This is a genomic window from Ectothiorhodospira shaposhnikovii (genome assembly GCF_047222355.1).
Classification (GTDB): domain Bacteria; phylum Pseudomonadota; class Gammaproteobacteria; order Ectothiorhodospirales; family Ectothiorhodospiraceae; genus Ectothiorhodospira.
Genome location: NZ_CP178333.1, coordinates 812,501 through 825,801, shown reverse-complemented (window position 1 = coordinate 825,801; position 13,301 = coordinate 812,501). Strand labels below are relative to the sequence as shown.

Annotated in this window: 11 protein-coding genes and 2 rRNA genes (1 of these 13 cut by a window edge); 11 read left to right on the top strand and 2 right to left on the bottom strand. The window is 64.7% G+C overall.

Going from position 1 to position 13,301, the window contains the following annotated elements:
• Positions 1 to 177: 177 nt before the first annotated feature.
• From ACLF6L_RS03755 to hemG, 11 genes are all read left to right on the top strand, one after another.
• Positions 178 to 1,626 (top strand): isochorismate synthase MenF, encoded by a 1,449-nt coding sequence (locus tag ACLF6L_RS03755; protein ID WP_238617693.1) that lies wholly within the window; start codon positions 178 to 180, stop codon positions 1,624 to 1,626.
• A 9-nt stretch (positions 1,627 to 1,635) separates the two neighbouring features.
• Complete coding sequence (gene menD / locus ACLF6L_RS03750; protein WP_412852392.1) at positions 1,636 to 3,327, top strand: 2-succinyl-5-enolpyruvyl-6-hydroxy-3-cyclohexene-1-carboxylic-acid synthase; 1,692 nt, start codon at positions 1,636 to 1,638, stop codon at positions 3,325 to 3,327.
• Complete coding sequence (menH, locus tag ACLF6L_RS03745; RefSeq protein ID WP_412852391.1) at positions 3,324 to 4,136, top strand: 2-succinyl-6-hydroxy-2,4-cyclohexadiene-1-carboxylate synthase; 813 nt, start codon at positions 3,324 to 3,326, stop codon at positions 4,134 to 4,136. The genes menD and menH overlap by 4 nt, the downstream gene beginning before the upstream one ends.
• Positions 4,133 to 4,981, top strand: coding sequence for a 1,4-dihydroxy-2-naphthoyl-CoA synthase (gene menB, locus ACLF6L_RS03740; RefSeq protein ID WP_238617696.1), 849 nt, complete (start codon positions 4,133 to 4,135; stop codon positions 4,979 to 4,981). The genes menH and menB overlap by 4 nt, the downstream gene beginning before the upstream one ends.
• A gap of 103 nt (positions 4,982 to 5,084) precedes the next feature.
• Positions 5,085 to 6,014 carry an o-succinylbenzoate synthase gene (gene menC, locus ACLF6L_RS03735; RefSeq protein ID WP_238617697.1) on the top strand — a complete coding sequence of 310 codons (930 nt, stop codon included), beginning with the start codon at positions 5,085 to 5,087 and terminating at the stop codon, positions 6,012 to 6,014.
• Positions 6,011 to 7,417 (top strand): o-succinylbenzoate--CoA ligase, encoded by a 1,407-nt coding sequence (gene menE, locus ACLF6L_RS03730; RefSeq protein WP_412852390.1) that lies wholly within the window; start codon positions 6,011 to 6,013, stop codon positions 7,415 to 7,417. Before menC ends, menE begins: the two co-directional genes overlap by 4 nt.
• 2 nt (positions 7,418 to 7,419) lie before the next feature.
• Positions 7,420 to 7,848: a hotdog fold thioesterase gene (locus ACLF6L_RS03725; protein ID WP_238617699.1), complete on the top strand. Its 429-nt coding sequence runs from the start codon at positions 7,420 to 7,422 to the stop codon at positions 7,846 to 7,848.
• 31 nt (positions 7,849 to 7,879) lie between these two features.
• Positions 7,880 to 9,355: an SDR family oxidoreductase gene (locus ACLF6L_RS03720; protein ID WP_412852389.1), complete on the top strand. Its 1,476-nt coding sequence runs from the start codon at positions 7,880 to 7,882 to the stop codon at positions 9,353 to 9,355.
• A 72-nt stretch (positions 9,356 to 9,427) separates the two neighbouring features.
• Positions 9,428 to 9,889 carry an SRPBCC family protein gene (locus ACLF6L_RS03715; protein WP_238617701.1) on the top strand — a complete coding sequence of 154 codons (462 nt, stop codon included), beginning with the start codon at positions 9,428 to 9,430 and terminating at the stop codon, positions 9,887 to 9,889.
• A gap of 34 nt (positions 9,890 to 9,923) precedes the next feature.
• Positions 9,924 to 10,649 (top strand): bifunctional demethylmenaquinone methyltransferase/2-methoxy-6-polyprenyl-1,4-benzoquinol methylase UbiE, encoded by a 726-nt coding sequence (ubiE, locus tag ACLF6L_RS03710; RefSeq protein ID WP_238617702.1) that lies wholly within the window; start codon positions 9,924 to 9,926, stop codon positions 10,647 to 10,649.
• 108 nt (positions 10,650 to 10,757) lie between these two features.
• Positions 10,758 to 12,101 (top strand): protoporphyrinogen oxidase, encoded by a 1,344-nt coding sequence (gene hemG / locus ACLF6L_RS03705; RefSeq protein ID WP_008930603.1) that lies wholly within the window; start codon positions 10,758 to 10,760, stop codon positions 12,099 to 12,101.
• 273 nt (positions 12,102 to 12,374) lie between these two features.
• On the opposite strand, the gene rrf is transcribed toward hemG, so the two are convergent.
• A 5S ribosomal RNA gene (rrf, locus tag ACLF6L_RS03700) occupies positions 12,375 to 12,490 on the bottom strand.
• Positions 12,491 to 12,594: 104 nt separating this feature from the next.
• Positions 12,595 to 13,301: ribosomal RNA gene (locus ACLF6L_RS03695) — 23S ribosomal RNA — on the bottom strand (it continues 2,180 nt past the right edge of the window).

The window sequence follows — 13,301 nt, the reverse complement described above, 5'->3', positions numbered from 1 at the left end:
CGTCCCGCCTGTGGCACAATCCAAAGTGATATAAGTCATATCTGCCCCCATTCACCGGTTTTTATAATTTTTGGCGGGCGGCACTTCACGACGGCGACGGATCCTGCCCGCCCCCCGGAGCCGCCGGGCGGTCCGGAACGGGAGTGCGAGGCCGGCCACTTGTTCAGAGGATGTACCGTGTCATCAGTCAGTCAATATCCGGTATCACTCGACCAGCCCCTGGGCACCGGTACTCCGGGCGTGGGCCGAGATGCCGGAGGCGACTGCCTGGATACCGGAGGCCCCCTGCATGGGGCGGTGGAAACCCTGCTGGGCCGGATCAAGAACTGGTCCTTCCGCAGCGACCATCTGCTGCACCTGAGCGTACCCGTCCCCCGGACCAACCCCTTCCGCTGGCTGCAGGCCGCGCCGGCCGGCGAGCGCAGCCTGTGGCAGAACCGGGAAGGGGACGAAAGCATCGCCGGCATCGGCATCGCCGCGGCGTTGAGCGCCCGGGAAGCCACTGCCTACCCTGCCCTGCTGCGCCGGATCCATGACATCCTCGACGGACAGGCCACGGCCTTCATCGGCGGCTTTTCCTTCGACGGCCAGGCCGGGAAAGACGACTGGGAGGGGTTTCCGGCGGCCCGTTTCGTGCTGCCGGCCGTCGAGCTGCGACGACAGGGAGGCCAGTGCCGCCTGGGAGTGAATCTGCTGGCGGACTCACGACGGGATTTCATGACCCGCAAGACCCGGCTCATCGCGGCCCTGTGCCGACTGCGTCAGACCCCGGCAGACGGCCTCCCCCGGGCAAGCGTGCGCATCACCCGGCGCGTCGACCACATGGACTTCGACACCTGCAGCCGCCACATCGGCAACATCCTTAACCACATCGCCCAGGGTCCCATCCGCAAGGTGGTACTGGCCCGGCGGGTGGACCTGCAGCTGAACGAATCCCCGCCGGCCTTTCTGACCCTGGAACGCTGGCATCGCAGCAATCCCGGCAGCTTCTGCTTTGCCATTGAAAATGGGGAACGGCTGTTCATGGGATGCTCCCCGGAGCGCCTGTTCAGTCGTTCCGGCCGACATGTATTCACCGAATCCCTGGCCGGCACCGTGCGCCGCGGCGGCACGGCGCAGGAAGACGCGGCCCTGGAACGCGTCCTGCTGCAAGATCCCAAGCTGATCCATGAGCATGAGCTGGTCACCCGCTATGTACGTGAACAGATCGCGCCCTGGATCACCCAGATCGAAGGCCCCGCCCAGGCCCAGGCCGGTGTCTTCAAGCTGGATCGCATCCAGCACCGCTACCTGCCCATCCATGCCACCCTCAGGGAGGACGTGCGTGACGAGCAGTTGCTGGCGGCCCTGCACCCCACCCCGGCGGTCTGCGGCTTTCCCCGCGGCGAGGCCCGGGATCTGATCAGCCGTCAGGAGACCGCCCGGCGGGGCTGGTACAGCGGCGTGATCGGCAGGATCTGTCCGCAGCGCTCGGAATTCGCCGTGGCCATCCGCTCCACCCTGCTCCATCGCAATCAGGCATTGTGCTACTCCGGCGTCGGTATCGTGGAAGGCTCCGACCCCGCCGCGGAATGGAACGAACTGGAGGCCAAGATCGAGTCCTTCCTCGCCGTGCTGGAATCCTGAGGGGCGGTCATGGAGGCACCGTTCACCCACATCAATGAGGCATGGGCGCATCTGCTGATAGATCGTCTTTATCAGCATGGGGTACGGGATATCTGCCTAGCCCCGGGCAGTCGCAGTGCCCCCTTGGCCCTGGCTGCGGCCCGTTATCGGGACGACCATCCCGAGCTGCGGTTGCATACCCACTTCGATGAACGTGGCCTGGCCTTCCTGGGACTGGGGCTGTGCAAGGCCAAGCGACGCCCGGTCGCCCTGATCACCACCTCGGGCACCGCCGTGCCCAACCTGCATCCGGCCCTGGTGGAGGCCTTCCAGACCCATCAGCCCCTGGTGGCGATCACCGCCGATCGTCCCGAGGAACTGGTGGGCTGCGGCGCCAACCAGGCCATCGTCCAACCGGGCATCTTCCAGCACCATGTGCGTGCAGCCCTGAATCTGCCGGCCCCCGACGCCGCCCTGACCGGCGGCTGGCTGGCCCAGCAGCTGGATAAGGTCCTCGCCCGGCTCCAGGGACCCGGACGCGGTCCCGTGCATGTCAATGTCCCGTTCCGGGAACCACTCTACGGCACCGAAGCGCCTGTCGACTTCGGCCCCTGGCTGTCCGACGTGGTACCGGTGGCATCCTCCCCGCCGCCATTGCCCGGCTTCAGCCTGCATCGGCTCAGGGAGCCGGTGATATTCGTCGCCGGGCAACTGGATACCGACGAGGCCGCGGCGGTCCTGGCCCTGGCCGAACGGTCCTCGGTACCCATCCTGGCCGACATCGGCAGCCAGCTGCGGCTCACGGAACATCCCTGCGTCCTGGCCCACCCGGATCTGCTGCTGGCGATCACCCATGTCAGACGCCGCTTCAAGGCCATGCATCAGGTGATCCAGTTCGGCGGCCGCATCACCAGCAAGCGGATCAATCAATGGCTGGCAGGCTTCCAGGGTCAGTACTGGTTGGTGAGTCCCCATGAGGACAGTCTGGACCCGGAGCACCGGGCCACCCAGATCCAGGCCTCGATTCCCGAGTTCTGCGGCCAGATCCAGATCCCGCCCCAGCGAGGGCTGGGCATCGACGCCCTGCAGTCCCAGCTCGGCGAGCATCTGACGTTGGCACTGACCTATCCGTTCTCGGAGCCGGCCGCGGCCCGCATCATCACCGAGACGATCCCGGAGGACATGCTGCTGCTGCCCGGCAACAGCCTGAGCATCCGACTGCTGGACATGGTCGCCCGTCCCGGACGCGGCAATCGCTGCATCACCAACCGGGGGGCCAGCGGCATCGACGGACTGGTGGCCACGGCCATGGGACTGGCCATGGGGCATCCGGCCGGGGCCACCCTGCTGATCGGGGATCTGTCCCTGCTCCATGACCTGAACAGCCTGGCACTGGCGAAACAGTGTTTCCACCCGCTGATCATCGTGGTCCTGAACAATGACGGTGGGGGCATCTTCAACCTGCTGCCCGCCGCCGAGCAAAAGTCGCATTTCCAGACCCTGTTCCAACTGCCCCACGGCCTTGCGTTCCGCAATGCGGCAGCCCTGTTCGGCCTGGCCTACGCCAACCCGGATTCGGCCGCCGGCTTCGAAAAGGCCTATACCGACGCCTGCCGCAAGGGCGGCGTCACCCTGATCGAACTGAACTTCCCCCCCAACCAGAGTAGCCGGATCATCAAGGGCCTGATCGGCGCCCTGGTGGACGTCCGCTACGAGACATGACCCGGCCAGCCCCCATCCGCGCGCTGGGTGCCGCCCATCTCCCCACCCTGGTCCTGCTCCACGGCTTCATGGGTTGCGGTGATGACTGGCGACGGACGGCCCGCCTGCTGTCGGATCGTTACCACTGCCTGCTGCCGGACCTGCCGGGGCACGGAAGTCAGCCCCTGCCGGCAGATCTGGACTTCGAGGGGTACTGTGAGCGGTTCTGGCGGCAACTGGCACCCTTGCTGCCGGCCCGCATCGCCCTGGCGGGCTATTCCATGGGCGGGCGAATCGCCGCCTGGCTGGCAACCCGTCATCCCGAATCCATCGCCGCCCTCGTCCTGGAGGGCGCCCATCCGGGGCTGGAAACCGAGGCAGAGCGCCGGGCACGCCGCCGCCATGACGAAAACTGGGCCACGCGGCTGGCGCGTGAGCCCTGGCCGCAGGTCCTGGAAGACTGGTATCGACAGCCGGTGTTTGCCGACCTGGCACCCGCTCGCCGGGAAGCCTTCATCCGGGTTCGGTCCGCCCAGGACCCCGCCACCCTGGCCCGGGTGTTGCTGGCCACCAGTCTGAGTGGCCAGCCGGACCTGCGCCCCGGTCTGGCCGAACTGACCTGTCCCCGGGTTTTCATCGCGGGCGCACAGGACACCAAGTTCAGTGCCTTGGGACAGGCACTGGCCGACACCTGCGTCGGGCTTGAACTTGTCAAACTGGACGGCCTGGGGCATAACTGCCACGCTCAGGACCCCGGGCAGGTGGCCGCCGTCATGGAACGGGTCTGCCACCCCATGCATTTCACCCAAACGAGTAAAGCATCCTCATGAGCACAGCAGCGTCTTCCATCATCCCGGCACTGGACTGGCAGGACCACTCGGCCCCTTATGAAGATATCCTCTATCACAAGGCCGAAGGCATCGCGAAGATCACCATCAACCGGCCGGAAGTCCGCAATGCCTTCCGCCCGCGCACGGTCAAGGAGCTGCGCCAGGCCCTGTCCGATGCCCGCTTTGACGAGGGGATCGGTGTCATCATCCTCACCGGCCAGGGGGATCTGGCCTTCTGCTCCGGAGGTGACCAGCGGGTCCGGGGGGATTCCGGTTACAAGGATGAACAGGGCGTGCATCATCTGAACGTGCTGGATCTGCAAAAGGAAATCCGCTCCTGCCCCAAGCCGGTGATCGCCATGGTGGCCGGCTATGCCATCGGCGGCGGCCACGTGCTGCATCTGATCTGCGACCTGAGCATCGCCGCGGACAATGCCCGCTTCGGCCAGACCGGCCCCAAGGTGGGTTCCTTTGACGGCGGCTTCGGCGCCAGTTATATGGCCAGCGTGGTGGGTCAGAAAAAGGCCCGGGAGATCTGGTTCCTGTGCCGGCAGTACGATGCCCGGGAAGCACTGGACATGGGGCTGGTCAACACCGTGGTGCCGCTGGCGCAACTGGAGCAGGAAACCGTGGCCTGGTGCCGCCGGATCCTGGAGCACTCCCCCATCGCCCTGCGCATGCTCAAGTCCGCCTTCAATGCCGGGGTCGATGGCCAGGCGGGCATCCAGGAACTGGCCGGCAACGCCACCATGCTCTTCTACATGACCGAAGAGGGGCAGGAAGGCCGCAACGCCTACCTGGAGAAACGCAAGCCCGACTTCCGCAAATTCAGACGTCAGCCCTGAAGTCGTGCCGCCGACGGGAACGGAAAACCCATGGCAGCAGGGATGCCCGCCCCATGAAATCCGGCTTTGGCGTTTCTCCCTGCCCCTCCGTCAGGCGTTATCCATGCCGGGGCACACCCTGACACGACGGGAGGGACTGCTGCTGGAATGGTGTCGGCCCCGCGCGGACAGCCTCTGGTCCGAGATCAGTCCCCTGCCCGGCTTCAGCCGGGCAACGCTGGCCCGATGTCATCAGCAGGTCCGGCAGATCCTTGAACAGGACGGCCCCCTGCCCGACCGCCTCCTGCGTCTGCCGATGGAAACCGCCCCGGAGGTGTGTTTCGGCCTGGAAGCCGGACGGCTGCAATGGAGCGGACAATTGCCACCGGCGGCTCCGGTCCCCCGCTGCCGTCTGATCCGCCATGACGATGCCCTGGACATTGCCGCGGATCGGGCATCCCCCTGTTTCAAGCTCAAGGTGGGGCGCGACGCCCTGGCGACGGACATCGACAGGATCCGCCGGGTCACGGCACGGCTCACGGAAGGGCAGCAGCTACGCCTGGATGCCAATCGCTCCTGGACCCTGGAACAGGCCGAGACACTCTGTCGCGCCATCGACCACCGACGGATCCAGTTCATCGAGGAACCCCTGCCGGCAGGCAGTGACTACCTGTCATGGTGGTCCCGTACCGGCATCCCCTTTGCCTGGGATGAAACCCTCAGAGAAACCATGGCCCCCGATCTGCGGACACCGGGCCTGGGTGCCCTGGTCGTCAAGCCCATGCTCACCGGCCTGAGCCGCGCCGGCATGCTGATACAGCAAGCCCGCCAGCTTGGCATTCCCGTCGTTCTGAGCGCGGCCTATGAAAGCAACCTCACCCTGGACTTCCACGCGCGCCTGGTCCATGACTGGGATCTGCGGGGTCCACAGGGCCTGGATACCTTCGGTATATTTGCCCGGGCGCTGCTGACGCCCATCCTCAGCCAACCGGAACATCGTACATTGCCGGTCACACCACACGCTGAACTGGAATACCTTGGATGCTGGACATGAAACACACCCCGCCCCATGCCGACGTGCCCTGCCTGCTATGGCAGGCAGGCAGGCGTCATGCCGGGACCCTCGCCATCATCACCCCGGAAGACAGCCTGAGCTTCGCCGAACTGGAAACGCGGGTGGATCATCGGGCCATGACCTTTCTGGCCCAGGGCGTGCAGGGTGGAGACTGGATCGCCCTGCGGACCCGGACCACGATTGACGGCATCATCGACCTGCTGGCCGTTCTGCGCAGCGGCGCCTGTCTGTTGCCGGTCAATCCGGCCATGCCGGAAACCCCGTTGCATGCCCTGCTGCGGCAACAGGGTGTTCACTGGCTGGTACGGGAACCAGGGCAGCCCCTGCAACCGACCGATACGACCGAACGGGATGTGATCGTCCCGTCCCCGGCATCCCCTCCCCCGGAACTGCGCCGTCAATTTCAGCCGCACACCCCCTGCACCGGCATTCTGACCTCCGGCTCCACCGGGCAACCGAAGCTGGCCGTCCACAGCTACGCCAACCATGCGCTCAGCGCCGCGGGGGCCGCGACACGCATTCCCCTGCGGCCGGGGGACCGATACCTGCTGTCCCTGCCCACCCACCATGTGGGTGGACTGGCCATCGTGTTTCGCTGTCTGATGGGGGGGGCCGCCCTGGTGCTGGACGGGCGCGCCGAGGATACCGGTTTCCTGATGCACATGGGCGTGACCCATGTCTCCATGGTGGAAACCCAGTTGCACCGCCTGCTGCAACAAAGCGGCCCGCCTCCCTCCAGCCTGCGGTACCTGCTCCTGGGGGGCGGGCCGGTCCGTGACTCATTGCTGGAGCAGGCACGCCGGCAGAACCTGCCCTGCTGGACCAGCTATGGCCTGACCGAGATGAGTTCCCAGGTGATCACCCAACCCCCGGAGGGACCGGCCCGCATCCTGCCTCATCGGGAATGCCGGCTGGCCGAAACCGGCGAGATCCTGGTCCGCGGTGACACCCTGTTCCTCGGGTATCGGGACGCGGGACGCATCCTCCCCGCGACCGATGAAGAGGGCTGGTTCCATACCCGCGACCTGGGTCGCTGGGAAAACGGCCGTTTCCATGTGGTGGGGCGGCTCGACAACCAGTTCATCAGCGGCGGGGAAAACATCCAGCCGGAAGCCATCGAGCAACTGCTGCATACCCATCCCGACATACTCCGTGCAGTGGTGGTGCCGCGACAGGACGCGGAATTTGGCCAGCGCCCGGTGGCCTTCATCCAGTCCGGCACGGAACTGGATGCCCATGCCCTGCGCACCTGGATGCGGGAACGGCTCAAGCCCTTCATGGTGCCGGTGGCCTTCCTGCCCATGCCTCCCACCAGCGGACTCAAGATTCAACGCCGCGACCTGATCCGGCTGGCCAATGTCATGCATCCCCGGGAAATCTGATCATGTCCCTCTGGCAACGCCCCATCGATCTGCAGGCCATCAATGCCGCCCACCAGGGGACCCTCATGGAAGCCCTGGGGATCGAGATCACCCGGATCACGGACACGGCCCTGTTCGGCACGCTGCCGGTGGATGCACGCACCCGACAACCCCATGGCCTGCTCCATGGCGGCGCCTCCGTGGCCCTGGCCGAAACCCTGGGCAGCGTGGCCTCCAATCTGGCGGCCCCGCCAGGCTGGGTGGCCGCCGGCATGGAGATCAGCGCCAGCCACCTCAAGTCCGTCCGCCACGGTCGGGTCCTGGGCTGTGCCCGCCCCCTGCACCGGGGACGCAGTACCCAGGTATGGGACATCCAACTGGAAGACGAGACGGGAACCACGATCTGCGTCTGTCGACTGACAGTGATGCTCAGGGAGAAAAACCCCGTATAGTACGATGACAATCCCTCACCGGAGATCCCCCATGGCGACGCCCGGCACCTTGAGTCCTTCCGCGGACGACTCGATCGGTCCGAATGCCCTCACCCTGGTGTTCGGTGCCAGCGGCTACATCGGCAGTAACCTGGTACCCCGCCTGCTGGCCCGCGGCACCCGGGTTCGGGCCTCTTCGCGCACGCTGAAGGTACTGGAGGCCCGGGGCTGGACCGGTGCCGAACTGGTCCCGGCCGATGCCCTCAAGCCCGAGACCCTGGGGCCGGCCCTCAAGGATGTCCAGGTCGCTTACTATCTGGTCCACTCCATGGGGGCCGGCAAGTCCTTCGGGCGCCTGGACCTGGAAGCGGCGAGACATTTCGCCCGTGCCGCCGCCGAGGCCGGGGTCCGGCGCATCGTCTATCTGGGCGGGCTGGCCCCGGACTCGGCACGCAGCGAGCACATCGTCTCCCGACGCCTGACCGGTGACGAGCTGCGCAAGGGCAGCGTCCCGGTCACCGAATTGCGGGCCGGGATCATCGTCGGCCCCGGTTCGGCGGCCTTTGAAGTGATGCGTGATCTGGTCCTGCACCTGCCGGTCATGGTCACCCCGAAATGGGTCTCCCGCACCTCACCGCCCATCGCTCTGGAGAATCTGCTCGACTACCTGGAGCGCGCCCCCCGGATCCCGGAGGCCGCCGGCGAGATTCTGGATACCGGCGGTCCCGAATACCTCACCTACGCAGACATGATGCGCATCCTGGCCGAGGAGGCCGGGCGCACGCCACCCCGGATCATCCCGGTCCCCCTGCTCTCACCGAAACCCTCCTCCTACTGGCTGCGTCTGGTCACCTCGGTGCCCACCTCCATTGCTCAGGCCCTGATCGAGGGCCTCAAGGAAGACTATGTGGCCGATGATGCACTGACCCGCCGCCTCATGCCCCAGGCGCTGATGGATTTTCGTACCGCGGTGCGCGCCACCTTCGAGGCTGAAAAATCCCACGGAGTCGCCGCCCGCTGGACCGAAGGGGCGTTCATGTTCCGCGACTACCGGGTGGACTACGCCTATTACGCCAAACAGGCTTCCGGCAGTGCCCTGGTGGAGGCCACCCCGGATCAGGTCTGGGAGGTGGTCCGTCGCATCGGCGGGGAAAACCGCTACTTTGCCCATGAACTCCTGTGGAGGATCCGGGAAGGCATCGACTGGCTGCTGGGAGGCCCCGGCCGCAACTACGGTCGCCGTCATCCGACCGAGCTGCGCCTCGGCGACATGGTGGACTCCTGGCGGGTGATGGCCATTGAACCGGAACGACGCCTCACCCTGGGATTCGGCATGCGCGCCCCCGGGGCGGGTGTGCTGGAAATCGAATTGTCACCGGAGGCGCCGGGCACCCGGATCACCGTCACCAACTACTGGCACCCGGCCGGCGTGTGGGGGCTGCTGTACTGGTACCTGATGGCACCGGCCCACGCCTTTGTCTTCAAGGGATTGGCCGAGGGGATCGCCGGAAGGGTCCGGGCCGCTTGACCCGTCCGATGGTCTTTGACATAACCACGCGGGGCATGATTCGTCCCGCCGTTCATGGGAGCTGATTATCAGATGCCGGTCGTTGATCATGACATGCTGTTTCCCGCGGACCAGGAGGAAGTCTTCGGGATGATCCGGCGGGTGGATGAATTCCCCCGCTATGCCGACGCCGTGGAATCCGTCACTCCGCTGGACGACAAGACCTATCGCTGGCAGGTCCGCGCCAACGGCATGGTCTTTCACTGGGACGTGACCATCATCGACGAGGATCCACCGCACATGATCCGCTGGCAGTCCCTGAGCGGCATCCGCAATACCGGACACTATCGGTTTTCCTCCGTCCCCGGCGGCACCCGGGTGCAACTGACCATCGAATATCATCTACCCACCCGGCTGCTGGACAAGACCGTGGGCCGGGTGGCCAAACCGATCATCCATCACATCAGTCGTCAGGCCTTCGAACGTATCCGCCGCTCCCTGATCAATGCCCGAGCGCTGGATTCCCGCAACGGCTCGTCCGGTTCGAAGACCTGACATCCCCCCATTCCCTTGATCGGAACAACCCTGCATGGACAAACAGCAACGCATCATTCAGATGTTCAACGACATCTCTCCCACCTATGACAGGCTGAATCGCATTCTCAGCTTCGGGGTGGACCGGCAGTGGCGACGCAACGGTTGCCGGGCCGCCATGAAAATTCATGGCGGTCCGGTGCGCCATCTGGTGGATGTGGCCACCGGCACCGGTGACCTGATCCTGTTCTGGCGCGAAGCAGCCGCATCCCAGGGCACCACCATCGAACGGGTCACCGGCGTGGATCCGGCCGTGGGCATGCTGGAACTGGCACGCGGGAAGGTGGATGACGTGACGTTCATGGAGGCACCGGCCACTGCCCTGCCTCTGGAGGACGACAGCGCCGACCTGATCAGCATCAGCTACGGCATTCGCAACGTGGTGGACGTGGAGGGTGCCCTGAGGGAATTTCACCGGGTGCTGGCACCGGGCGGGCTGGCGGTGATCCTGGAGTTCATGAGCCGTGAAAAACTCACCCTGATGGACCGGATGAATCGTCTCTACATGAGTCAGGTACTGCCCCGTGTCGGCGCCATGATTTCCCGGGACAAGGAAGCCTACACCTATCTGCCGGAGTCCATCCAGGGCTTCATGAGCACGGAACAGCTGTGTGACATGCTCACCCGGGCCGGGTTTGAGCTGGTGGAGGTGCAAGATGAATTCCTGGGGATTTCGACGCGGTTCATCGCCCGCAAACCGGCCGCCTCCGCAAGCCAGTGACTGGCCGGGCATCGCGGCACATGACTTGATCATCATCAACCCATGCCGGGCATGACAGCCCGCATGGCCATTTCGACACAGATATAGAGAATAGAAAGGGAGACACCCATGCGGGTAGCCATTATCGGGGCCGGTATCAGCGGTCTGGCCACGGCCTTTTATCTGCAACGCGCCCGGAGCGATGCGGACATCGTCATCTATGAAGCCAATCCCCACGTGGGCGGCACCCTGCACACCATCGACATCGAGGGGTTTCGCTTCGAGGAAGGCGGCAACGGCTTTCTGAGCAACAAGCCGGACATGCTGCAACTGGTCACGGACTGCGGCGCCGGTGACGTACTCATGCGCAGTCAGGATGCCTCCCGCAGACGCTTCATTTATACCGATCGAATGCACCCCATGCCCGACTCTCCGGGCAAGTTTCTCAAGACCGAACTGCTCAACTGGCCGCAGAAACTGCGGGTGATGGGCGAGGTGTTCATTCGTCCCAAGCGGGACGATAGCGACGAGACCCTGCAGTCCTTCGGCTACCGTCGTCTGGGCAAGGCATTCACCGACATCTTTCTGGATGCCATGACCGCCGGCATCTATGGCACCACCGCCGACCGGGTCTCCGTGAAGGCGGCCTTCCCCCTGGTGACGGAGCTGGAACGCAAGCACGGCGGCCTGTTCAAGGGCATGATCGCCCGCCGCAAGCAGAGCGCCGGCCCCGGCGGCGTACTGATGAGCTTCAAGGGCGGCATGAACGCCCTGACCGAACACCTTCACAAGACCATCAAGGCAGAATGGCATCTGGGCACACCGGTGGAAGCCGTGGTTCAGGAAGGCAAGGGGTTCCGGGTCGAGGCCGGCGACAAGTCGAGCACCGTGGACCAAGTGATCCTGGCCGTGCCGGCTTACGCCGCCGCCCGCATCCTGGCCGGACTGGACCGAGAGCTGGAACAGCAGCTGGATGCGGTCAACTATGCCCCCATTGCCGTGGTGGGCTTTGGCTGGAAGCATCTGGACCACCCCCTGGACGGCTTCGGCGTGCTGACCACCGCCGCCGCCCGCATGCCCTTCCTGGGCATCCTCTGGGACAGCTCCATCTTCCCGGACCGGGCGCCGGAAGGCATGAAATGCGTGCGCGTGATGCTGGGTGGACAACGGGATCCACACATGGTGGATCTGGACGACGACGCCCTCATTGCCCACGCCCGGGACGGCGTCACCAAGGCCCTGGGGATCGATGTCACGCCTGACGTGCAGTTCGTGAAGAAATGGCCGCGGGGCCTGCCTGGCTACCCGGTGGGCCATATCGAGGCCATGGATCGTCTGATGGCCCATGTGGGCCGTTATCCGGGGCTGCACCTGACCGGCAACGCCTACCGGGGCATTGCCATGAACGACTGCGCCCGCAACGGTCGCCTGACCGGCGAGGCCGCCGCCCTGCTGGGAGAGAAAAAGCTGTAGGGAAGACCTTCCGCCTGTGATGGTCCCACCTCTATCGTCATCATTCCTTCGTCATTCCCGCGTTCTTTCTGTCTTGACGAGGGGGGCCACTTTATTCGTCACTCCCGCGCAAGCGGGAGTCCAGGGTTTTCTGCCCTGTCACTGGATTCCCGCGTTCGCGGGAATGACGGAGGGGTGGCGGGAATGACGCGGGGCGGGAATGACGAGACGGAGGTGGAATGAGAGGCAAGAAAAAACCCCGACCGGTTTCCCGATCGGGGTTTTGGAATAGGTGCCTGGCAGTGACCTACTTTCACATGGGGAGGCCCCACACTATCATCGGCGCTGAACCGTTTCACTTCCGAGTTCGAGATGGGATCGGGTGGTTCCGGTTCGCCATGGCCGCCAGGCAAAACTGACGCTGATGCTGATCAACTCAACATCGGCAAAATCGGGAAAACATCAGGCATGTCATGTCGTTGCAACTACACACCTCAAACTGCTTGGGTGTTATATGGTCAAGCCTCACGGGCAATTAGTACGGGTTAGCTTCACACATTACTGCGCTTCCACATCCCGCCTATCAACGTCGTAGTCTTCGACGACCCTTGAGGGGCATCAAGTGCCCAGGGAGATCTCATCTTGAGGAAGGCTTCCCGCTTAGATGCTTTCAGCGGTTATCCCGTCCGTACGTAGCTACCCGGCAATGCCACTGGCGTGACAACCGGAACACCAGAGGTACGTCCACTCCGGTCCTCTCGTACTAGGAGCAGACCCTCTCAAATCTCCGACGCCCACGGCAGATAGGGACCGAACTGTCTCACGACGTTCTAAACCCAGCTCGCGTACCACTTTAAATGGCGAACAGCCATACCCTTGGGACCTGCTTCAGCCCCAGGATGTGATGAGCCGACATCGAGGTGCCAAACACCGCCGTCGATATGGACTCTTGGGCGGTATCAGCCTGTTATCCCCGGAGTACCTTTTATCCGTTGAGCGATGGCCCTTCCATTCAGAACCACCGGATCACTAAGACCTGCTTTCGCACCTGCTCGACGTGTCTGTCTCGCAGTCAAGCACCCTTGTGCCTTTGCACTCAGTGCGCGATTTCCGACCGCGCTGAGGGTACCTTCGCGCTCCTCCGTTACTCTTTGGGAGGAGACCGCCCCAGTCAAACTACCCACCACACACGGTCCCTGTCCTGGATCACAGGACGAGGTT